This window comes from Gemella cuniculi DSM 15828 (assembly GCF_000425665.1).
Taxonomy (GTDB): Bacteria; Bacillota; Bacilli; order Staphylococcales; family Gemellaceae; genus Gemella; species Gemella cuniculi.
Map to the genome: position 1 here is coordinate 39,866 of NZ_AUDW01000006.1, position 24,711 is coordinate 64,576.

Sequence of the window (24,711 nt, forward strand, 5' to 3'; positions counted from 1 at the left end):
ACTAGTACTCCAATTTATCTTCTTTTGTTAGTCTTTTTCTAAAAATTGAATATGACCAAACTTGGTAACCTAAAACAAATGGCAATAAGAATAATGCAATTATCGTCATAAGTCTTAACGTGTAAATTCCGCTCGCAGCATCATATATAAATAGTGATTTGGATACATCATTACTGTTTATGATAGCCCTTGGAAACATTCCTGAAAAAACACTAAGTGTAAGGAAAGCAAGTGTTCCAGAAGTACTTAAAAATGCTGATAAGTCTTTTCCTTTATAGTTCAAAACAAATGACAATACAAATAATATTACTGCTATTATCGCAAGAATTAATCCTACATAGTAATTTGTTGTGAAAATATCCGTTTTAAACAATGCCCATACTGCAAAAATTAATGTTACCACTGCTGCGATAGGGAATAATAATGCTGATGTTGCTCTTGCTGCATTTCTTAATTCTCCAGTAGTTTTTAAGGCTAAAAATTGTGCACCATGTACAAGCATTAAAAGCAACATCATTACTCCTCCAAGAATTGTAAACGGAGATAGTAAACCTAAAAATCCATCAACTAAATTCTTTTTATCATCGAGATTAGAACCTGTCATGAAATTCGCAACAGCTACTCCCCATAAAATTGGAGGTAGTAAGCTACCAATAAACATCGCTATATCAAATGATTTTATCCATTTTCTATTATTGCCTAATTTGCCTCTAAATTCAAATGAAACGCCTCGTAAAATCAAAGCTACTAACATTAGTACAAATGCAATATAATATCCACTAAATAATTTCCCATACCAAATAGGAAATGCTGCAAACATTGCTCCCCCACCAGTTAATAACCATACCTCATTAGCATCCCAAAAAGGACCAATAGTATTAAAGTAAAGTCTCTTATCTTCATCAGTTTTTCCTAATACTTGAGCCAATACTCCAACGCCATAGTCATAACCTTCCAAAACGAAAAATCCTGTAAACAAAACTGTAATTAGTAAAAACCATATATTTGGCAAAGCTACTGACCAATCCATACTATGCTACCTCCTTTACAGTTGTTTCTTTTTTCTTCATCATATATCTAAATGCAATTAATTGTGCAAAACCTAAAATAGTATACAATAAACAAAATACAATTAATGAGAATAATACTGAACCTGCTGAATTAGGTGAAACCCCTGCTTCAGTTGGCATAACTCCAAAAATAATAAATGGCTGACGTCCCATTTCCGCCATTATCCAACCACATGCTGCAGCAATTTCTGCAACAAGAAGCATCCACGGCATAATTCTAAGGAACCATTTCTTCTCAACTTCTTTTTTTCTAAACGCAAATATTGTACCGATTAAAGCAACAAGTGTTAACAAACCACCAGCTGCTCCCATTGTTCTAAATGTATAATAAATAACTGGAACACTTGGTGTATAATCTAAATGTTTCCCTACTATTGGATAATATTTTTCATCCATTTCTTTTTGAAGAGTCTTCATTCCTTTTAGACTTCCCTCAAATTTATTATATGATAAAAAGCTAAGCATACCTGGTATTTCTAAATAATGATCTGCTTTTTGTTGTTTTTGATCTATTTTTGCCAAAATAGAAAATGCTGCTGAATTTCCTGTATCTTCATATAAAGCTTCTGCCGCAGCTATTTTCATAGGATATTCTCTTACCATATATTGTGCTTGAGAGTGTCCAGTTGCTAACAAACCTAACGATCCAATTAAGGCCGCTACTATAGAAACTTTAAAGGCTTTTCTGAACATAGCAACTTCATGTTTTCTAAGAATTTTCCATGCAGCTATACCAGAAATAGTAAATGCTCCAACTGTTAATGCGGTAGCAAGCACATGCGGAAATTGATGCCATAGATATGGATTTTTAATAATAGCAAAGAAATCTATCATTTCAGCTTTTTTACCTATAACATTATTTTCTACATATTTTACACCCACAGGATGTTGCATAAATGAGTTAGCAGACAAAATCCAAAATGCAGATGCTATTGTCCCTATACTAACTAGCCATATACACATTGCATGTAATTTTTTGTTAATTTTCTCCCATGAGAAAATCCAGATACCTATAAATGTAGATTCAAGATAAAATGCAAGTAATGCTTCTATCGCTAATGATGGCCCAAAAACATCTCCTACAAATGATGAATATTCTGACCAGTTCATCCCAAATTGGAACTCTTGTAAAATCCCAGTAACGACACCTACTGCAAAATTAATTAAGAACAAATGACCAAAGAATTTTGTAATTCTTTTGTAATGTTCATCTCCAGTTTTAACATAAATACTTTCAAATATCGCAATAAGAAATACCATTCCTATTGTTATTGGAACAAAGAAGAAGTGGAATACTGTTGTTGCAGCGAATTGTATCCTTGCAAGTATTAATGGATCTAACATAGATATACCTCCTTTAATAATTTAAATTATATTTTAAGTAAATATTACATTCTTTATTGTATAATATATTCTCCTTATAACAAAATAAAAATGTTAAAATACAAGAAGTTTCCTATATTTCAACATTTTTTATTCACAATTTCGCCATATTTTAATGAATACTCACTTAAAAAAAGTTTTAACTTAATTAAAGTATACTAAGATTCCATGTATTAATATTAATTATGTGTTACTCCTAAAAACAGACTTACTGATAAAATAATTAAAACTATAATACATATTTGAACGAATTTATAATCTTTTTCTTTCATATATACCATCAATAATCCAACAATTCTTAAAATGGGGGTGAGTATTAATATAAAAATTCCAAACATTAAATATGCATAGTAATCAAATTTCATTAACCCGCTTAACATACTAAAAAACGTATAATTTTCAAAAACAATTGTTTCTCCTGAATCTATTACAAATGATAAAAATATTCCTACAAAAATAAAGAATGAACTCGTATAAACTCCATATTTTAAAATATTAGAGATTATTATTGTAATATCTTTTTTTGCTTTCATACTAAAGAACCCCCAATCCTTTTAAAAACATATTTACAACCGTGAATAGCAATATTGGTAAAAATATATATCGAATATACTTTGCATCTAAGTGTTGCATTACTTTTGCTCCAGTACGTGATCCTATTAAAGTTCCAATAGCTATTGGTGCTGCAATTGTTGGATTGATTGTTCCATTAAAAAAATATATTAACGCACTAGCAGTTGCGGTAACACCCATCATAAAATTGCTAGTTGCTGTACTGACCTTTATTGGTAGCTTCATGTAATTATCTAAAGCTATAACTTTAAAAGCACCACTTCCTATTCCCAATAAGCCACTTGCAAAACCTGCCCCAAACATAACTAACGAGCCTTGTGGAACATTAGTCACATTGTAAGAAATATTTTCTCCAGTTGCTTTATCATAATACGTGGAATTTAATCTGTACATATCAGCATACTTATCATTTTCTACTATTTCTACTACTCTTTTTTTCGTTATTAAACCCGTTTTTTTCAACATTCCATAAAATGAATTAAGTAAAATTAATGAGAAAAATACATATAGTAATTTAGAAGAAAATACACCAGCCATAAGTGCACCTACCACACCTCCTGCTGTCGTAAATATTTCTAAAAGCATACCAACTCGCATATTGCTCACATGATCTTTTACAAAAGCTATTGCAGAACCACTACTTGTTGCAATTACCGCTACTATACTCGCCCCAATAGCGTATTTTATATCTATACCAAATAAAATTGTTAATGCTGGTGTTATAATAATACCTCCACCTAATCCTACCAATGAACCTAGAAAACCAGCAAAAACAGCTATTATTATAAATTGAATTATCTCAGTCATAATTCTCTCCTCTAATCTCTTGAATATATTACTAAAATATTTTTGTTAGTATTTATTTCTATATTTTTATTATCAGTAAATTCATTGCTCGTTGCATTCGGTCTATGTGATGTTAATTTCAAATCCTCAGCTTCATATTTTGCATTTTTAATTGTTATAACCGTATTTTCGTAAATTGGTACTATGGAAAAATATTTAAAATCATTTTTAGGTATGAATATATTTTTTCCTTTTTGAGCCAAAGTTATTATATTGTTATCATCAATAATTTTTAACACAATATTTCTGTATTGGTTATTATTCAATAATAATATATTTCCAAAAAAATGATCTAATCTATTCCCAGTTGCACCATATATATTTATCTCCTTCACGCTTGGAAATAATTTAATGATACACCTTAGTGAAAAATCTGTATCCGTTAAATATTGACTATGCTTTTCAAAAAAATATTGTGAATTATTTTTTATTTGTATCTTTTCTTTTTCTTCTACAGAATCAAAATCCCCACAACTTAAAATTGGATTTATGTTATTTTCTATTAGATATAATGCTCCTTTATCAACTCCACACCATAGTTTTCCTTTTGGAATTTTTTTCGGGAAACTCCCACCTAACATTACACTTACTTCATAAATATTTTTCATTATTTTAACAACTCATGTAATGTCTCTTTCTTATCACTTGCACCAAATAAGAAAGATCCGCAAACTAAAAGATCAGCACCTCTGTCACGACATAACTTTGAAGTCTCTACATTTATTCCACCATCAACTTCTATCAAATAATTGTATTTTTTTTCTTTTCTTATAACATCTAATTCTTCAATTTTCTCTAGCATTTCAGATATAAATTTTTGCCCTCCAAATCCTGGATTTACTGTCATAATTAATACATAGTCCACTTTAGGAAGTAAATACTTTATTTGTTCTAAAGAAGTTTGTGGATTTAAAACCACCCCTGCTTTTTTCCCGGCCGCTTTTATAATTTGGATAACTCTATCAGCATGATTAGTCGCTTCTATATGAAATGATACCATATCACAACCACACTTACAAAATTTCTCCACATAATTTTCTGGATTTGCAATCATTAGGTGACAGTCGAATATTTTAGTTGTTTTATTTCTAATTGATTCGATAATAGGAAAACCAAATGAAATATTTGGTACAAAATTTCCATCCATTACATCGATATGAAACATATCTATCCCTATATTTTCTAATTCTTTTATATCTCTTTCCAAATTTCCAAAATCTGCTGATAAAATTGATGGTAAAATTCTTTTCATTTTTTTTATCTCCTAATCTTTTTTTAATATTTTTTCTTTTGATTTTCTTTTTCTTTAAAAAAGGACTTATAATCTTCATATCTACTTTGAAGTATTTCTCCACCTTCTACGGCATCCTTTACACCACATCTCATTTCCTCAATATGATTACATGGCTTAAATTTACAATCGTACTCTATAAATTCTCTAAATAAATATTGCAAATCTTCTTTTTCTACAAAAGTAATATCTAGTGAAGAAAATCCAGGGGTATCCGCTACATAAAAATCTTCTATTTTATAAAACTCTGTGTGTCTTGTTGTATGTCTTCCACGACCTAAGTGTTTTGATATTTCGCCAGTTTCTATATCTAAGCCTACAGACAATTTATTTATAAATGATGATTTCCCTGCACCAGATTGACCAGATATTGCAATGTATTTTTTAGATAATATTTTCTTTAGTTTTTCTATATCGTTCTTAGAATTATCAAAAACTTTATATCCAACTTCTCTATAATAATCCATTATATCACATATATTTTTCTTCTCATCTGTAGTTAATAAATCCAATTTTGTAAAAATAATTATAATATCAACATTACTATTTTCATTTAAACAAATAATTTTATTTAATAACTTTGTTGAGAAGTCTGGATCTTTTACTGATGCTACTATAATACTATAATTAATATTAGACACTCTAGGTCTAAGTAACTCATTTTCTCTATCAAAAATTTCAACTATATAACCTGTATTATCATCACTAAGTTGAACCTTAACATTATCTCCTACCAATGGTGTTATATTATCGTTCCTAAAATTCCCTCTAGCACGACAGGTTATAAGTTCTTCACCATTTTGTACATAGTAAAAACCACTTAATGCTTTTAAAATTTTTCCTTCTATTATCATGGGCCTCCTTTAATAAATTCTAATTTTAATAATAAAATTTATATATATATTCTTAATATTATAGTTATTAATTTCCAACTTGTAATTTCTTATTTTTTATTTCTTCTCTCGTCGTTGCTGCTAATTTCAGCATTTCTACAGCATGTTCTTCCGATAATTTTGTCTTAGAATCACCTGAAATCATCCTTGCTACTTCTTGAATTTTTTGTTTTTCATCTAATTCCTTTATTAAAGTTAGTGTTCGCTTATCATAAATTTCTTTACTTATTAAAAGATTTGTATCTGCTAAAGCAGTAGTCTGAGGAAGATGTGATATACACAAAACCTGTGAATTAATTCCTAACTGATACATTTTTTCTGCCATTTTTTGAGATACTCTTCCACTAACTCCTGTATCAATCTCATCAAAAATAATTGATGTTGCTTCTATACTTCTTGAAAAAATTATCTTAAGTGCTAACATTACTCTCGATAATTCTCCACCTGAGGCTACTTTTGATAATGATTTTAATGGCTCTCCAAGATTGGCACTTATAAGTATTTTAACTTCGTCTTTCCCATCAGGTGAATATTCTTTGTCTTTAAAATCAATTTTAATTGTACTTTTATCCATGTACAAGAATTTTAATTCTTCTTGAATCAATTTTTCCAATTTCAACGCTGTATTTTTTCGTATTTCAGTTAATTTTTGAGCTAGTACTTCTAAATCTTCTTCTAGTTTATCTTTCTCCAACAGATAATTTTCGTAATTTTCCTCATAGTTTTCTAATTCTTCAAGTTTTTCTTTTATTTCTTCTCTGAAATTTATAAGTTCATTTAGTGGTTTTGAATATTTTTTCTCAAGTTTTCTTATTCTATCCATTCTAAAAATTAATCTATCTAATTTTTCTTCATCATATTCTATATCATCCGTATAACTAGATACTTCATACTTCAAATCTTCTAAAATATAATAAAGGTTTGTTATCTCATCATATTTCTCTTCAAAATTCGAATTATATTTAGTTAATTCTCCAAGATTCGAACGAATTTTCGATAACTTTGATAAAACTCCATATTCTCCGTCAATATCATCAGCCACACCATATGCTAATGTATTAACTCTTTCATAATTTCCTAGATAGTCAATATCTTTTTCTAACTCAACATCTTCATTTTTCTTTAATTTCATTTCTGTTAGTTCTTCATATTGAAATTTTAAAAAATCTATTTTTTGAAGCACATCGCTCTCTTGTTTTTTTAAATTTTCTATTTTTTCTATCGCTGACTTATATTCATAATACTTATTTTTGTACTCTCTGTAGATTGGCGAGATTTTTTCTTTATTAAATGTATCCACTAAATTTAAATGATTTTTTTCTACAAGCAATATTTGATTATCATGTTGCTCATGGACATCCAATAAATACACAGACACTTTCTTTAGCGTAGATAAATTCACTATTGTTCCATTTATACGACAGACACTTTTTCCGCTACTATATATATCACGGCGTATTATAATAGTTTCATCTTCTAATTCCAAATCAAGATCTTCAAAAATTTTTAATACTTCCTTACTTTTTGGAAAGTCAAAAACACCCTCCACGCTTGCCTTTTCTTCTCCATATCTTATATATGAAGTTGATGTTCTTTGTCCAGAAAGTTGTGAAATAGCAGCAAGAATCATAGATTTACCTGCACCAGTTTCTCCACTTAAAACAGTTAATCCATCTTTTAATTCTATCGTAGCTTTTTCAATTATTCCAAATTGTTTTATGTTTAACTGTATTAACATCTATCCACCTCTTTACTTAAAATGATTATGTGCATTATTAACTATATGTTCAATATTAATATTTTTATTTGCTATCTTCATGTTATTACTATATTTTAGAATCATAAGAAACTCTATATTCCCCTCACCTCCAGTTATCGGGGAATAAGAAAAATTAATCATACTAAAACCAACACTATTAGCCAAAAGTAATACTTTTTCTATAACTTCAAGTTGTGTATTTTTATCTCGAACTACTCCCCCTTTACCTACCTTAGCTTTACCTGCTTCAAATTGTGGTTTAACTAAGGCACAAACTTCTCCGCCATCTTTAATAATGGTTGCAAGGTTAGGTAAAATTAAAGATAATGAAATGAAGGAAACATCTATTGAAGTAATATCTATATCAAAAGTATTAAAATCTTCTTTAACTGAATAACGAAAATTAGTTTGCTCCATAACTTTTACTCTTTCATCATTTCTAAGTTTCCAAACAAGTTGATTAGTTCCAACGTCTAGTGCATATACAAATTTCGCACCATTTTGCAAAGCACAATCTGTAAAACCTCCAGTAGAAGATCCAATATCTAACATAACCTTACCTTTCACATTGAATCCTAGTTCAGTGATTGCTTTTTCTAATTTCAACCCTCCTCGACTCACATAAGGCATCTGTTTACCTTTTATTCTAAGGGTCGCTGTCTTATCGACTTTTTCACCAGCTTTATCTATTCTAATATTATCATTAAAAACTATGCCTGCCATAATGGCTCTTTTGGCTTTTTCTCTTGATTCAAACAATCCTTGACTTACACAAAGGATATCTGCTCTTTCTTTTGTCATAATTACCTCTTAATCAATATTCCTCTAACAATTTCATATGAATATTTAATCTACATTATTAAAAAACTATTCAAAACTTTTCAATTTATAGTAAATATTTTTTAGTTTTCAACTTATCTATTAATCATTTTACCATATTAATAATTTTTTATCTATGTGTTAATTTATTTTCATAAAAAAGAAGTAGAAAATCAACATTTTTTACTATCCTGATTTCCTACTTTTTATTATTTACTTTTTTTGGAATATTTTTTATAAATTTCTTGTGCATAACTTATTCTTTCATTCATAGCTACAACACCCGCTCTTTCAAAGTGCTGTTCAAAAATTTCAGTAGCTAGTTTTACATCTTTTATTTTTTTAAACTCTTCTAAGTTATATTTTCCAAATTTCATTTTTTTCATCTCATGCATACTAAAATTAAGCTGTCCTTCTAAACTTGAAACTAAAAAATTATTTTGTTTAGACCAATTTTCTAAATCTGTTCTTCTTGTAAAACTCCATTGGGCTATTCCATACCCAATATTGTTTCCCTTTTCTTCTACAGTTGGGTCCATCCCGCTTTCTCTCATATAATTTCCAAGTATTCCTGCTATTGACTCCTCACTAAAGCCTTCTACTTGATAAAAATTCCATGCTTTTTCTATATTATTATTCCCAGATAACTGTCTTTGAATTATATTCGTTTTATTAGAGCAATATCCTATTATAACAGCTAATCCAACTGTACCAAACAATAGAGATACTAATTTTATTATTCTTTCTTTTTTATTATTTGCAATAATCTCCTCCCTTAAAATTAATCTTCTTAATTATAATAGTTGAAACTTATATCAACTATAAAATAAAATTTAAACATAGCTAAAACATGAAAAGTAGTTAGTATAAAAAATTAAATTTATACTAACTACTTTAATTATGAGAATTAAAAATAAACTTTTTTATCCTGAATTTCTAAGTCCTGTAGCTATTCCATTAATTGTAATGTGAATAGTATTGACTTGTGATTCTAATAATTCTCCTTCTCTTGCTCTTTTTATTAATTCAATTTGTAAATAATTAAGTGCATTAAAATATTGTAACCTGTTATCTAAACTTTTTGTTAAATATGGATTATCTTCTAAAAATTCACTATGTCCTGAAATTTTTAATACTACTTCTTTAGTTAAATTCCATTCTTTGCAGATTTCTTCATAGACTTTTTGAGTATTTTCATTTTTACAAAGTTTTGCATACTCTTTGGCTATTTCCATGTCTGATTTTGACATAACCATATCTACGTTTGATAATAATGATCTGAAAAATGCCCATCCTTTGTAAATTTGTTGCAGTATTTCTAAATTCTTTTCATCTTTATTTATATAATTAGAAAATGCAGTGCCAACACCATACCAACCTGGAAGCATTATTCTACTTTGTGACCACGAAAATACCCAAGGAATTGCTCGAAGGCCCCCAATATCAGTAATTTTTTTGCGTGAAGCAGGGCGTGAACCTATATTAAGACTAGAAACTTCTTTTATAGGTGTAGCTTCAAAAAAATAATTATAAAATTCTTCATTTTCAAAAACTAACTTTCTATATGCTTTATAACTATCTTCAACAATTTCGTCCATCATTTTTGGAATTTCTTCATATTCTCTTATATCAATATTAATCTTATCTTTATTCATTCTTTCAATAACCGCTGAAAGTAGTGCCTCTAAATTATAATAAGCTGCATCTTTATTTCCATATTTTGCAGCAATTATTTCTCCTTGTTCAGTAAGTCTAATTCTGTCCTGTAAACTTCCAAGTGGTTGCGACACTATAGCTTCATAACTTGGTCCTCCACCACGTTCAACAGTTCCTCCTCTTCCATGGAAAAATGTAATTCTTATTCCGTATTTTTCACCTAATGATGACAACTCTTGTTGTGCCTTATATAGTGCCCAACCAGAAGATAAATAACCTCCATCTTTGTTACTATCAGAATACCCTAGCATAATCTCTTGATAGTTTTTATTATCACTTACCCACTCTCTCACTATATCAAGACTTAAATAATTATTCATTATATCATAAGAATTTTCTAAATCCTCAATAGTTTCAAACAATGGTACTAGTTGAAGTCTTGCGTAATCTTTTCCTGCAAGGCCTACTTCTTTTAGCATAATAGCAAGCTCCAACAAATCTGAAATACTAGTTGTATGAGAAATAATATTTTGTTTAATAATATTATCACCTAACTTATCTTTCAACAGCCTAGCTGTTCTAAAAATTTCAAGTTCTTTTTTTAATTCATCAGATTGTTTATTTTCATCACCTATACTTAACGGTCTTGGATCATCTTTTAATTGTTTTAACAAGACTCTGCATTTTTCTTCTTCACTTAAGGAACTATAATCATCTATTATATTAGCACTTTTTAACAATTCAGCCACACACGTTTCATGCACACTGGAATCTTGACGCATATCAATACTAGCAAGATAGAAACCAAAAATTTTTACAATGCTTAATAGTTCTTCAAATTCACCATTTACCAAAATTTCTCCATTATTATTTAATAATGATTGTTCTATAGTTTTTAAATCGTCTAAAAACTCTTCTGATGATAAATAAATATCTTCTTCTTTCTTATCACTCAATAAATATTTTTGTGTATTTTCTAATTTTTCTTTAATATAAAATATTGATTTCCTATAAAATTCTTTTTCTCTATACTCTGAAACATCTTTTGATTTATCTGCTAAATTTCTTAATTTTTCACTCTCACCTATTAGTTGAGATGACATTGAAAATGTTCTATATAAATCATCTAAACATTCTATATAGTAATTTGTTATTAATTCACATTGTTTCATTGCTGAAAGCTTTAATGTCTCAGCAGTAACATAAGGATTCCCATCACGATCGCCACCTATCCACATACCCATGGTTATAGGTGTTTCATTTTTTAATTCTATATTATATTCTTTTAATAATGATTTATATTCTGACATTAATTTTGAAATAGCTTTTAAAAATGATAAATTATAATACTCTAGAACATTAGTAATTTCATTAGCTACTTTTAATTTTTTCTCTCGTATAATATCGCTTTGTAATAGGATTTCAATATGTTTTTGAAGATTATTTTTCCATTTCTTTTCATTAACCAAACCCTTTTTCGCATCTCTATGCTTTCTTAATAAAAAATGTAATTTTTCAGTTAAATCTAATGTGGTTTTTCTTTGAACTTGTGTAGGATGTGCTGTTAAAACAGGGACTACATTAATATTTTCTAAAATATCTATATCTCTAATATTTTTTATTGATTCGGATAATTTACCAACATAAGTCTCACCCGAATTATTTTTATAATTAACCTCGAATGCTAAATCTACATCTTCAGAAATATTAATTAAAAGCGGCAAAGTTGAAAAGAAATTTGCCACAATTTCCATTTCATCCTGTGATAGATTTTTTATAATAGCATTTAATTCATCATATTTTTTATTATCAGCTAAATTTTTCAATTCTACTATTTTTCGAAAAGTTTCTTTTGAAGTCATTTTCTCTGTAGCCTTAAGCAACATGTCTGTCAATAATTGTATTTCTTCATGCACAATATTTTCATTTATATTACTTTCTAATCTTTTATTTTGCATTAAGTTACTCCTTATCAAAATTTTTAATTATTTTAATTTACAACTATATAAAAATTCAATCTTTAATAAATAATCATACATATGAAAAAATTTTTTTCAAACTGTTAAATCCATTATAAAGCTTTTTTCAAAATAAAACAATTAATTTTTTAGATTTCTTTGATTTTTTTACGAATTTACAAACTATTAAAAATAATTCAAATAAAATGTTCATATTTTATAAAAATGATTATTGTACAAAAAACCGGTAAAACTGCAAACACAATTCTTACCGGTTTTTAAATTTTATACAATATTATTCTTCATAATTTTCTTCTTTTTCAGCTAATGTTACTGTTGCTACTTTTTGATCATCAACCAAATTAATCACTTTAACTCCCGTTGCAGTTCTACTTAAAGTATTAATTGTGGATATATCTATTCTGATAATTATTCCTTGATCTGTCATAATCATCAAATCTTCATTTCCTGTTATAGATTTTACAGCAACTATCTTACCTGTTTTTTTAGTAATTTTTGCTACTTTAACACCTTTACCACCACGATTAATTACATTAAATTCTGTAGATTTAGAAATTTTTCCAATTCCGTTTTCTGTTACTGTTAAAATTTTCTTAGTTTCATCCACTACTTCCATTCCGACTACGTAATCATCTGGCGCTAATGTAATACCTTTAACACCTCTACTTACTCGGCCCATTTGACGAACTTTTTCAGCATTGATTCTAATCGCTTGACCATTTGCTGTAACAATCATAATATCTTGCTCATCAGTAATACGTTGAACATCAATTAATGAGTCCCCATCATCAAGTTTAAGTGCAATTTTTCCTTTTTTTAGAATACTTGCATAATCACCAAGCTTAGATTTTTTAATTATTCCAAATTTAGTTGAGAAAATCAAACTTGTGTCTTCTTCTTGAAGATCTGAAATAGCAATAATAGAATTTACTTTTTCTTCTTTTTCAATTTCAAGAAGGTTTATTATAGGTATACCTTTTGATTGTCTGCTCATTTGATTAATTTCGTAACCTTTAAGTGTATAAACTTTACCTTTGTCTGTGAAGAATAATATATGATCATGAGTTGAGCAACTTAACATATATGCTATATTATCTTCATCATTAGTAGTCATTCCATTGACTCCGCGACCACCACGACCTTGAGATTTATACGTGCTTGCTGCTAGGCGTTTAATATATTGATTATGTGATAGTGTAATAATAATTTGTTCTTTTTCAATTAAATCTTCATTTTCAATTTGATCTACTTGACCTTCAATTATGATGCTTCGACGTTTGTCACCAAATTTTTCTTTTACTTCAAGTAACTCTTCTTTCACAATTTCACGTACTCTTTCTGGTTTGGCTAAGATATCTTCTAAATCAGCAATAAGTTCCATAAGTTTATTATATTCTTCTTCAATTTTATCACGTTCTAAACCTGTTAATCTTTGAAGACGCATGTCTAGAATTGCTTGTGCTTGAATATCTGTAAGTGAAAATTGCTCAATTAAACCTGTTTTAGCCTCTTCTGTAGTCTGAGAACCACGAATTAAGCTGATAATTCTATCAATATTATCTAATGCAATTCTTAAACCTTCTAAAATATGTGCACGTGCTTTTGCCTTGTTAAGATCAAACCTTGTTCTTCTAATAACTACTTCTTTTTGGTGTTCTAAGTAATGATACAAAACTTCTTTCAAATTAAGCAGTTTTGGTACTCCATTAACTAATGCAATCATATTAACACCAAATGAACTTTGAAGTGGTGTTAATTTATAAAGATTATTTAAAATTACATTGCTATTTACATCACGACGTAATTCGATTACTATTCTAATACCTTTTAAATTACTTTCATCACGTAAATCTGTAAGTCCTTCTATTTTTTTATCACGTGCTAATTCCGCAATTTTTTCTACTAATTTAGCTTTATTTACTTGGTAAGGAATTTCAGTAATAATGATTCTTTCTTTACCATTTTTCATTTGCTCTATTTCAGTTTTACCACGCATTATAATGGAACCACGTCCAGTCGTATATGCTTTAACTATTCCACTTCTTCCAAGTAATTGTGCTCCAGTTGGAAAATCTGGTCCTTTAATTTTTGTCATAAGTTCCGCGATAGTTATATCAGGATTATCAGATAAAGCTATAACTCCATCAATTACTTCTCCTAAATTATGCGGAGGGATATTAGTTGCCATACCTACTGCAATTCCACTACTACCATTAACCAATAGATTAGGTATTCTCGCTGGTAATACGGTCGGTTCTTTTTTGGTACCATCATAGTTGTCTTGCATATCAACAGTATCTTTGTTAATATCACGAAGTAATTCTGAAGCAATTTTACTCATTCTTGCTTCTGTGTAACGCATTGCTGCTGCACCATCACCATCAATAGATCCAAAGTTTCCTTGACCATCAACTAAAGGATATCTACTGTTAAAATCCTGAGCTAAACGAACTATAGTTCCGTATGTTGCAGAATCCCCATGTGGGTGATACTTCGCCATAACTTCCCCAACTACAAACGCACTTTTTTTATACGGTTTGTCATAAGTTAATCCTAAATCATTAAAAGCGTAAAGTATTCTTCTGTGAACAGGTTTCAAACCGTCTCTTACATCAGGTAATGCACGAGATACGATAACACTCATCGAATAATCTAAGAAAGAATTTTCGATTTCAGTTGTTATATTTCTTAGGGTAATATTATTTCTATTATCTTCCATGTTCTATCCTTTCTCAATTAAATATCCAAGTTAATTACATTCAATGCATTTTCTTCGATAAATTTACGTCTTGGTTCTACTTTTTCACCCATTAATGTATCAAAAGCTGCATCTGCCCTTTGTGCATCATCTATACTAACTTTATACATTAGGCGATGTTCTGGATCCATTGTTGTATCCCAAAGTTCTTCTGCATTCATTTCTCCAAGACCTTTATAACGTTGTACTGTATATTTTTTATCACTGGCATGATCTTCTATACTTTGGCGTAATTCTTCATCCGTATGACAATAATATTCTTTTTTACCTACTTTTAAGCCATATAGAGGTGGTCTCGCTATATAAACATATCCTGCATCTATTAATTCCCTCATGTATCTAAAAAAGAATGTTAGCAATAATGTACGAATATGACTTCCATCAACATCAGCATCAGTCATAATTACAATTTTATGATAACGTAATTTATCAATATTCAACGTTTCACCAATTCCCATTCCTACTGCCGTAATCAATGAACGAACTTCATCATTTGATAAAACCTTATCTATTCTAACTTTCTCTACGTTTAAAATTTTCCCTTTAAGTGGTAAAATTGCTTGGAATTTACTATTACGTCCAAGTTTTGCACTACCTCCCGCAGAATCTCCTTCGACTAGGAACAATTCACATTCTGAAGCATCTTTACTAGAACAATCTGCCAATTTACCAGGTAAGTTAGTAAATTCAAGTGCATTTTTACGACGTGTAGATTCACGAGCTTTTTTAGCTGCAATTCTAGCTCGGGAAGCTTGAAGACCTTTTTCCACAATAATTTTCGCTATTTTTGGATTTTCTAGTAAAAATCTATCTAACTCTTCAGAAAAAAGTTTGTTAGTTATTGTACTCATTTCTGAATTTCCTAATTTAGTCTTAGTTTGCCCTTCAAACTGTGGATTAGGATGTTTAATAGAAATAATAGCTACTAACCCTTCCCTAACATCATCACCTGTTAATGATTCTTTTTCTTTTATAAGTTTATTTTTTTTACCATACGAATTTATTATTCTCGTAAGAGCAGTCTTAAATCCAGATTCGTGTGTCCCACCTTCATGCGTATTAATGTTGTTTGCATAACTCAATACATTACTAGAATATCCTGTATTGTACTGCATGGAAATTTCTACTTCTTTTCCATCCATTTCTCCTTGAACATAAATCGCTTCATGTAGAGCATCCTTATTTTCATTTAACATTTCTACATACTCCAGCAATCCACCTTCATAATAAAATGTTTCTTCTTTTTCTTGCTCTTCTCTTTCATCTTTTAAAATTATAGTGATTCCTTTATTCAAAAAGGCAAGTTCTCTTATACGTGTTCTCAAAATATCGTATTCATATACTGTTGTTTCTTGGAATATTTCTGGATCAGCTTTAAATCGAATAGTTGTCCCTGTTCTATCAGTTTCTCCAATAACAGTTATATCTTGCACAACCTCTCCACATTGGAATTTCATAGAATGAACTTTTCCATCACGATGAACATATGCTTCTAAATCTGTTGACAACGCATTAACTACACTAGCACCAACTCCATGAAGTCCCCCAGATACTTTGTATCCTCCTCCTCCAAATTTACCACCAGCATGTAGTACTGTAAGAATTACTTCTAAAGCGGGCTTCCCTGTTTGTTCTTGAATATCTATTGGAATACCACGTCCATTATCTTCAACTCTTATCCAATTATCTTTCTCAATAGCGACTGTAATTGTATCACAATATCCAGCTAACGCTTCATCAATCGAGTTATCCACTATTTCCCAAACTAAATGATGTAATCCTTTACTTGATGTAGAACCGATATACATACCAGGTCTAACCCTAACAGCTTCAAGTCCTTCAAGAACCTGAATCTGATCTGCATTATATTCTTGCATTTGTTTTTTTTCTACCATGATTTTTCCTTTCATTTTAGTAAATTTATCCTAAATAAATATTTAATTATAAAATTTCATTAACATTTCCATTATTTATTTGGAATACTTTTGATTTTTTTAAAAGATCTTCTTTTATGTCTGTAATTGAAGGTGTAGTTATAAATGTTTGTACATTTTCATTAATCGCATCTAATAGTTTTAGTTGCCTACTTTTATCAAGTTCACTCAGCACATCATCTAATAACAATATAGGGTAGTTATTTGTCTTTTCTTTTAAATAATTTATTTCAGAAAGTTTTAACGAAAGCACTATACTTCTTTGTTGCCCCTGAGAGGCATACACTTTAGCTTCTAAATTATTTATATAAAACCCTAAATCATCGTGATGTGGACCAATTCTTGTGCTTCCTCTCATGATATCATCAAAAGACTTGTCCATCATAAGTTTCACTATATTTTTTTCAGTAAATTTTATATCAGTAATATCTTTAATATTAAGCGCTTCAAAAATCGAACTTTTATATCTTATATCCAATTTTTCTTTTCCATCAGAAATATTAAGCATATTTTTATAAGTCAATTCGGCAATTTCTTTTATAAAACTTACTCTTTCTTTCGTGATATACATCGCCACCTTTACAAGTTGACTAGTTAAAGTTTCAAGATATGTAAGTGCTATTTTATCTTTAGGATTTTTTCTCATGTCTTTTAAATAAGAATTACGTTGTTTTAAAAGATGTTGATACATTAAATGATATTTATGGTAAATACGAGAAAATTGATAAAATTCCCTATTAATAAATTCTCTTCTAAGACTAGGGGAACCTTTCACTATTTGCAAATCTTCTGGAGAAAATAAAACTACATTTAATTCTCCTACAAAGTCGGTCAATTTATTTTTTTTAATACCAGAAACTTTTGCACTCTTTCCTTTACTGTTAATCGCCAACATAATATCCAAATTTTTGTTATTCTTATTTAAAACACATGACATTGCAGTAGCACTTTCTCCAAACATAATGCACTCACTATCACTTTTTGTACGATAACTTTTGCCAAGTGCCAAACAAAAAATTGATTCTATAATATTAGTTTTTCCATTTGCATTATTGCCAACTAAAACATTAAGAGAGGGGTGCAATTTTATATTTAAAGATGTATAATTTCTAAAATAAAGTAATTTTAAGTCTTTAATTTTCATTAACAATTACAAATACTTGATCTTGAAATTTTATTACATCATTAGAATATAATTTTTTTCCCCTTCTATTCTCAAATTCATCATTCAAAAAAAGAGGATTTTCTTGTAAAAAATACTTTGCTTCCCCTCCAGAACCTATAAAACCTTCCATTTTTAAAAATTGTGATAATGTTATGTACTCGCTATTAATTAAAATTTTTTTCATTTTACACCTCCTAATAAATTTAAAATGAAAACTTCTTGTATATAAATATATTTTATACCTTATAATTATACCAAAAAACTTGTTTTTTTTCAAGAACAGCTGCATTTATATATGTTTTTTTATAACTCATAAATTATTTAATTACAATAATATCAAGTATTTTTCTAAAATTAAAAATAAAAAGTAATTATTTTATTTTCTCTTCATATTCAATTAAAAACACACTAAAACATTCTAAATAAAAAAAAGAAAAAATAGTATTTTAATATTAAATTTTATAATTTATACTAATTCTTGAAAACTTTTTCAATTTACAATAAAAATTTTCTATTGTATAATGTAAATGAAATATGATATATTTTATAATTATACTATTGGGAGGTCATGTTTATGTATAGAAAAGAAAAATTGGAAAAAATTCTCAATGAAAAAATAATTTCTATAGAAGAAACTAGTTATGGTATTACAAACAAAAACTATATAATATATACAGAAAAAAATAAATATTTCTATAGAACATCAAAGGATTCAACAAAACTAGTTGATAAAGACAATGAAAAAGAAGCATTAGAACTGTTAAAACATGAAAATTTTTTTCTTATCCCAAAATATTACAATAATGATAATTTAATAACTGCTTACCAAAAAAATTCTAAAACTTTCATATCTCAAAGAAATTTATCAAACATTGTTAAAATTGCAAAGTTATTAAAACAATTTCATGAAAAAAAATTTCAAGCGGAAAATATATTTAATCCAATAGTAACTTTTGAGAAGTATCTTTCTCAAGTTGAAGAATTTAAGATGGATGTTAGTCATTTTCTCTACATTGTGGATGAAATAAAAAAAATATATAAACCCGATAGACTTTGTCATAATGATTTGGTAGAAGGCAATTTCTTATTTACAAAAGAAAAATTATTTTTAATAGATTTTGAATATGCTGGTCAAAATGATTATTATTTTGATGTTGCAAGTTTTATCTCAGAAAATGAACTTGACTACCAAGAAACTATAACTTTCTTAAAAGCATATTTTACAAACGAAAATTGTGATTTTAAAAAGTTAGATATTTATCTTCGTTTTTGTGATTTACTATGGTACACTTGGGCAACCCTTTTATTCGAAAAACGTCATGAAGAAATTTATAATGAAATTGCCCAAAAAAAATATTTTAGTCTTAAAAATCCTAGATCTATTAAATATTAATATAAAAAGTAAAAAGCAGTTATTGAAATAACTGCTTTTTACTTTTTATTCATTATTTATTTAAAGCTGCTTTAGCTTGTTCACAAATATTTGCAAATGCTGCTGCATCGTGAATAGCAATCTCTGATAACATTTTTCTGTTAATATCAATTCCTGCAACTTTTAATCCGTTCATAAGACGGCTATAAGATAACCCGTTCAATCTTGCTGCTGCATTAATACGAACGATCCATAATCTTCTGAAATTACGTTTAGTTTGACGACGGTCTCTAAATGCATACATTCCAGATTTCATTACTTGTTGTTTAGCAACTTTGAATAATGTATGTTTAGAACCAAAATATCCTTTAGCTAGTTTTAAAACTTTTTTACGGCGACGACGAGTCACAGTTCCACCTTTAACACGTGGCATATCAAATTCCTCCTTATGTATAACTTAAATAAGTATTTACGCTATAATCTTCTATAATTATTTAACTAATAAAGTTCTAATACGTTTGTAATCACCACGAGATACTAATGAAGCTTTACGTAAGTGACGTTTTTGTTTAGTAGTTTTTCTTGAAAACCAGTGAGAAGTATAAGCACGGCTACGTTTTAATTTTCCGCTAGCTGTTTTTTTCACACGTTTTGCTAAACCACGGTGAGATTTCATTTTTGGCATTATCAAATTCCTCCTATATTAAACCTTTATTTCTCTTTTTTTGGTGCTAGAACTAAAAACATACTGCGACCTTCCATTTTAGGTTTTTGTTCGACAGTTGCTATATCGCTAGCTTCGTTAGAAAAGTTTTCTAAAACTTTCTGTCCTATTTCTTTATGGGTAATTGCTCTTCCCTTAAAACGAATAGAAACTTTAACTTTATCTTCTTTAGCTAAAAATTTTCTAGCATTTTTCAACTTAGTCTCAAAATCGTGCTTTTCAATTGTTGGAGATAATCTTATCTCTTTTGTTGTTACGATTTTTTGTTTCTTACGAGCTTCCTTTTCCTTTTTCTGTTGCTCAAATTTGAATTTTCCATAATTCATAATTTTTGCAACTGGTGTTTTAGCATTTGGAGCAACTAAAACTACATCCAAATTCATACGTTCTGCAATTTGCATAGCTTCCATTTTAGTTTTTACTCCTAACTGCTCTCCATTTTGGCTAATTAAAAGAAACTCTTTCGCTTTAATACCTTCATTTACTTGTGCAGTATCTTTACTAATGATCAGCACCTCCTATTTATAAATTCATTAAATACTAAAAGCAATAAAAAAGCTGAGTGCAAAACACCCAGCATAAAATTCTACATTTCATCTACATAAACCTGAACAATCAAAACTGGCAGGTGAGAAACGGGTGCTTCTACTTTTGTATTCAACATTATCTATTGTACATATTTATTTTCTTTTTGTCAATAGAAATATAGAAAAAATTCTATATTTCTATTGACTATATTTTTATTAAATAGTTCCTAATTCTTCTTGCAATTCTTCTTCAATAGGTCTATTTAATTCATTTTCCATTTCTTGTTCCAAACTATCTTCATGCTTAACCTCGATGTTATTGTATTTAGCCATCCCTGTACCTGCAGGAATTAACTTACCAATAATAACATTTTCTTTAAGTCCCATAAGTTTATCAACTTTACCTTTAACTGCTGCATCTGTTAGAACTCTTGTTGTTTCTTGGAATGATGCTGCTGATAAGAAACTTTCTGTTTCTAACGATGCTTTTGTAATACCTAATATTACCGGTTTAGCAGTAGCCATGTTTCCTCGATGTTCAAGAATTTTTTTATTTTCATCTGTAAATCTATGAATATCTACTAATGAACCTGGAAGTAAATCTGTATCACCTGCATTGATAACGCGTACTTTTCTCAACATTTGTCGTACCATTACCTCAACGTGCTTATCACTGATTTCAACCCCTTGCATACGATATACTTTTTGAACTTCTGTTAATAAATAACTTTGAACTGCTTCAAGCCCTGCAATAGAAAGTAGTTCTTTAGGTTCAATAGAACCTTCCGTTAGAGCTTGACCACGTTTTACTCGATCATCCTCTTTAACAAGCATACGGCTTGAACCATAGTCTTGATACTCTCTTTCTTCTCCAATATCACTTAAAACATAAATTCTACGAACATGATTAGTATCAATCTCTACTTTTGTAACAGTTCCATCTACCTCAGAAATCAATGCCTTACCTTTTGGATTTCTTGCTTCAAATAATTCTTGAATACGTGGTAACCCTTGAGTAATATCCGCACCAGCAACTCCCCCTGTATGGAAAGTACGCATAGTAAGCTGTGTTCCTGGTTCTCCGATAGATTGTGCTGCAATTGTACCTACAGCTTCTCCAACTTCTACTTTTTCTCCAGTAGCTAAATTTTTACCATAGCATTTCTCACATACTCCATGTCGACTATTACAAGTGAAAGCTGAACGAATTACTACACTTTCTATTCCGGCATTTTCAATCTCTTTTGCCATATCTAATGTAATTAATTGCCCTTCTTCTACAATCACTTTTCCTGTTTCAGGGTGAACCACAGTTTCTTTACTGTATCTACCTTCTAATCTCTCTTGTAAACTTTCTATTTCGTCAGTACCATTCTTCAATGCTGCAACTCTTAAACCACGTGATGTTCCGCAATCATTTTCACGAACAATAACATCTTGTGCAACATCAACTAAACGACGAGTTAAGTAACCGGAGTCAGCAGTTTTAAGTGCTGTATCTGCAAGTCCTTTACGAGCACCGTGCGAAGAAATAAAGTACTCTAATACTGTAAGACCTTCTTTAAACGATGAACGAACAGGCATTTCCATAATTCTACCTGATGGTGAAGCCATAAGTCCACGCATACCTGCAAGTTGAGTAAAGTTCGAAGCATTACCACGGGCACCTGAATCACTCATCATGTAAATTGGGTTAGTTGCTGGTAGTGAGTCCATAAGTTGGTCTTGAATGATATCCTTTGCTTTTGCCCATTGTGCAATAACATTTTGATATCTTTCTTCTTCTGTCAATAAACCACGTCTAAATAGGTTAGTAATCTTATCAACATTTTCTTGTGATTCAGCAAGAATCTCATATTTATTTGGTAAAACAAATACATCACTTACTCCTACTGTAATACCGGCTCTTGAAGAATATTTAAATCCTAAATCCTTCATTCTATCAAGCATCATTGATGTTTCAGTAATATGGAATCTATTAAAAATTTCTGAGATAATTTTTGATAAGAAACCTTTTTTAAATGGTGAAGCTGTTTCTTTGTTAGCAATGTATTCTTTTAATCCTCCCTCAGAAAGTTCAGATGATGCTACAAAATATTTATTTGGAGTAGCATTTTCTAAGTTTTCTTTAGTAGGTTCATTTAGGAAAGGAAATCCTTCTGGTAAAATATCATTAAATATAACCTTACCTATAGTTGTTATAAGTAATTTTTGATTTTGTTCTTGTGTAAATGTTGGATTATTAAATGATTTTGCCGCTATTCCTACTCTAGTATGTAGGTGAATATATCCATTTTGATATGCTATTCTTGCTTCATCAGCATCTTTAAATATCATACCCTCTCCTACAGCATTCGGTCTTTCTAATGTCAAATAGTAATTACCAAGTACCATATCTTGTGATGGAGTAACAACTGGTTTCCCATCTTTGGGGTTAAGTATGTTTTGAGCAGCCAACATTAGCATTCTTGCTTCCGCTTGCGCTTCTTTTGACAACGGAACGTGAACAGCCATTTGGTCTCCATCAAAGTCAGCGTTAAATGCTGTTGTTACCAAAGGATGTAATCTTATAGCACGACCTTCTACTAAAATTGGTTCAAATGCTTGAATTCCCAATCTATGAAGGGTAGGTGCTCGGTTAAGCAATACAGGATGTTCTTTTATAATATCTTCTAAAATATCCCATACGTGATCTTCCATTCTCTCAATTTGATTTTTAGCATTTTTAATATTATTTGCTAATTCACGTTTTACCAATTCGCGCATTACAAATGGTTTAAATAATTCAAGTGCCATTTCTTTTGGTAACCCACATTGATACATTTTTAAATTTGGTCCAACAACGATTACCGAACGACCAGAATAGTCAACACGCTTACCTAATAAGTTTTGACGGAAACGTCCATGTTTCCCTTTTAACATATTAGATAATGATTTCAATGTTCTATTCCCTGGTCCAGTTACTGGACGTCCACGACGTCCATTATCTATCAAAGCATCAACTGCTTCTTGTAACATACGCTTTTCATTTTGAACAATTAAACCTGGTGCTTTCAATTCAATAAGTTTTTTAAGTCGATTATTACGATTGATAACACGTCTATATAAATCGTTAAGGTCACTCGTCGCAAATCTTCCTCCATCCAATTGAACCATTGGTCTCAATTCTGGTGGAATAACAGGCAACACAGTCATAATCATCCATTCAGGTTTATTACCAGAATTTTTGAACGCTTCAAATACTTCTACACGTTTAATGATTTTTACGACTTTTTGACCAGATTTATAGTTACTCTCACTTAATTCTTTAAGTTCATTTTTTAAATCTCTAAGTTCTTTTTCTATATCTAACTCAGCTAGTAAGTCACGAATTGCCTCCGCTCCCATTTTAGCAACAAATGAGTTAGTTCCAAATGTACTACGTGCTTCACGAACTTCTCGCTCAGAAACAATTTGCTTTTTCATGAAGTCAGTTTCACCTGGATCAATTACAATGTAAGAGGCAAAGTAAATAACTTCCTCTAATTGTCTAGGACTAAGATCAAGTAGTAATCCCATTCTACTCGGAATACCTTTAAAGTACCAAATGTGGCTGACTGGGGCAGCTAAATCTAAATGCCCCATTCTCTCACGACGGACTTTCGCTAAAGTAACATCTACTCCACATTTATCACATTTAATATTTTTATACCTTACCCTTTTATACTTTCCACAAGCACATTCCCAATCTTTCGTTGGACCAAAAATTCTTTCACAGAACAATCCATCATTTTCTGGTTTTAAAGTTCTATAATTTATTGTCTCTGGTTTTTTAACCTCTCCATATGACCAACTTCTTATTTTATCTGGAGAAGCTAAACTAATTTTCATATATGCAAAATTATTTACGTCTATCAAGGAGCATACCTCCTTTATTATTTTGTATAATAGCCTTGAATAGTTTTCTATGATTAATTGTAAAC

The 24,711-nt window shown here is 29.6% G+C and carries 20 protein-coding genes and 1 other annotated feature; of the genes, 1 reads left to right on the forward strand and 19 read right to left on the reverse strand.

Annotated features, from left to right (window positions below):
• Position 1 precedes the first annotated feature (1 nt).
• The 15 genes from cydB to yaaA all read right to left on the reverse strand — a co-directional run bounded on the left by cydB (position 2) and on the right by yaaA (position 18,310).
• The gene (cydB, locus tag H612_RS0100205) at positions 2–1,030 is read right to left on the reverse strand and encodes a cytochrome d ubiquinol oxidase subunit II (RefSeq protein ID WP_035500031.1); all 1,029 of its coding nucleotides are present in this window, start codon (positions 1,028–1,030) and stop codon (positions 2–4) included.
• A 1-nt stretch (position 1,031) separates the two neighbouring features.
• Entirely contained in the window at positions 1,032–2,414 is a 1,383-nt protein-coding gene (locus H612_RS0100210) for a cytochrome ubiquinol oxidase subunit I (protein ID WP_027129637.1), read from the reverse strand.
• A 218-nt stretch (positions 2,415–2,632) separates the two neighbouring features.
• The gene (locus H612_RS0100215; RefSeq protein WP_027129638.1) at positions 2,633–2,986 is read right to left on the reverse strand and encodes a DUF1634 domain-containing protein; all 354 of its coding nucleotides are present in this window, start codon (positions 2,984–2,986) and stop codon (positions 2,633–2,635) included.
• 1 nt (position 2,987) lies between these two features.
• Entirely contained in the window at positions 2,988–3,833 is an 846-nt protein-coding gene (locus H612_RS0100220; RefSeq protein ID WP_027129639.1) for a sulfite exporter TauE/SafE family protein, read from the reverse strand.
• 11 nt (positions 3,834–3,844) lie between these two features.
• Positions 3,845–4,480, reverse strand: coding sequence for a thiamine diphosphokinase (locus H612_RS0100225; protein ID WP_027129640.1), 636 nt, complete (start codon positions 4,478–4,480; stop codon positions 3,845–3,847).
• A complete protein-coding gene (gene rpe, locus H612_RS0100230) occupies positions 4,480–5,124 on the reverse strand; it encodes a ribulose-phosphate 3-epimerase (protein WP_027129641.1) in 645 nt (214 codons plus the stop codon). Before rpe ends, H612_RS0100225 begins: the two co-directional genes overlap by 1 nt.
• 23 nt (positions 5,125–5,147) lie before the next feature.
• Positions 5,148–6,017, reverse strand: coding sequence for a ribosome small subunit-dependent GTPase A (rsgA, locus tag H612_RS0100235; RefSeq protein ID WP_035500035.1), 870 nt, complete (start codon positions 6,015–6,017; stop codon positions 5,148–5,150).
• A gap of 67 nt (positions 6,018–6,084) precedes the next feature.
• The gene (recN, locus tag H612_RS0100240; protein WP_027129643.1) at positions 6,085–7,794 is read right to left on the reverse strand and encodes a DNA repair protein RecN; all 1,710 of its coding nucleotides are present in this window, start codon (positions 7,792–7,794) and stop codon (positions 6,085–6,087) included.
• A 12-nt stretch (positions 7,795–7,806) separates the two neighbouring features.
• Complete coding sequence (locus tag H612_RS0100245) at positions 7,807–8,616, reverse strand: TlyA family RNA methyltransferase (protein ID WP_027129644.1); 810 nt, start codon at positions 8,614–8,616, stop codon at positions 7,807–7,809.
• A gap of 227 nt (positions 8,617–8,843) precedes the next feature.
• A complete protein-coding gene (locus H612_RS0100250; protein ID WP_027129645.1) occupies positions 8,844–9,353 on the reverse strand; it encodes a phage tail tip lysozyme in 510 nt (169 codons plus the stop codon).
• A 204-nt stretch (positions 9,354–9,557) separates the two neighbouring features.
• The gene (ppc, locus tag H612_RS0100255; protein WP_027129646.1) at positions 9,558–12,248 is read right to left on the reverse strand and encodes a phosphoenolpyruvate carboxylase; all 2,691 of its coding nucleotides are present in this window, start codon (positions 12,246–12,248) and stop codon (positions 9,558–9,560) included.
• A 295-nt stretch (positions 12,249–12,543) separates the two neighbouring features.
• The gene (gene gyrA / locus H612_RS0100260; protein ID WP_027129647.1) at positions 12,544–14,988 is read right to left on the reverse strand and encodes a DNA gyrase subunit A; all 2,445 of its coding nucleotides are present in this window, start codon (positions 14,986–14,988) and stop codon (positions 12,544–12,546) included.
• 17 nt (positions 14,989–15,005) lie between these two features.
• The gene (gyrB, locus tag H612_RS0100265; RefSeq protein ID WP_027129648.1) at positions 15,006–16,922 is read right to left on the reverse strand and encodes a DNA topoisomerase (ATP-hydrolyzing) subunit B; all 1,917 of its coding nucleotides are present in this window, start codon (positions 16,920–16,922) and stop codon (positions 15,006–15,008) included.
• Between the two features lie 46 nt (positions 16,923–16,968).
• Positions 16,969–18,105, reverse strand: a complete 1,137-nt coding sequence (gene recF, locus H612_RS0100270; protein ID WP_027129649.1) for a DNA replication/repair protein RecF — start codon at positions 18,103–18,105, stop codon at positions 16,969–16,971.
• On the reverse strand, positions 18,095–18,310 hold the full coding sequence (yaaA, locus tag H612_RS0100275) for a S4 domain-containing protein YaaA (protein WP_027129650.1): 216 nt from the start codon (positions 18,308–18,310) through the stop codon (positions 18,095–18,097). The genes recF and yaaA overlap by 11 nt, the downstream gene beginning before the upstream one ends.
• A 390-nt stretch (positions 18,311–18,700) precedes the next feature.
• Here yaaA and H612_RS0100280 point away from each other — a divergent pair, with 390 nt between their 5' ends.
• The gene (locus H612_RS0100280) at positions 18,701–19,519 is read left to right on the forward strand and encodes a choline kinase family protein (RefSeq protein ID WP_027129651.1); all 819 of its coding nucleotides are present in this window, start codon (positions 18,701–18,703) and stop codon (positions 19,517–19,519) included.
• Between the two features lie 52 nt (positions 19,520–19,571).
• Here H612_RS0100280 and rplT read toward each other — a convergent pair whose 3' ends face one another.
• The 4 genes from rplT to rpoC form a co-directional block, all read right to left on the reverse strand.
• On the reverse strand, positions 19,572–19,931 hold the full coding sequence (gene rplT, locus H612_RS0100285) for a 50S ribosomal protein L20 (RefSeq protein ID WP_027129652.1): 360 nt from the start codon (positions 19,929–19,931) through the stop codon (positions 19,572–19,574).
• Positions 19,932–19,988: 57 nt separating this feature from the next.
• Positions 19,989–20,183, reverse strand: a complete 195-nt coding sequence (gene rpmI / locus H612_RS0100290; protein WP_003145690.1) for a 50S ribosomal protein L35 — start codon at positions 20,181–20,183, stop codon at positions 19,989–19,991.
• Positions 20,184–20,209: 26 nt separating this feature from the next.
• On the reverse strand, positions 20,210–20,737 hold the full coding sequence (gene infC / locus H612_RS0100295) for a translation initiation factor IF-3 (RefSeq protein WP_027129653.1): 528 nt from the start codon (positions 20,735–20,737) through the stop codon (positions 20,210–20,212).
• Between the two features lie 28 nt (positions 20,738–20,765).
• Positions 20,766–20,879, reverse strand: a sequence feature (ribosomal protein L20 leader region).
• Between the two features lie 86 nt (positions 20,880–20,965).
• Positions 20,966–24,646 carry a DNA-directed RNA polymerase subunit beta' gene (rpoC, locus tag H612_RS0100300; protein WP_027129654.1) on the reverse strand — a complete coding sequence of 1,227 codons (3,681 nt, stop codon included), beginning with the start codon at positions 24,644–24,646 and terminating at the stop codon, positions 20,966–20,968.
• Positions 24,647–24,711 lie beyond the last annotated feature (65 nt).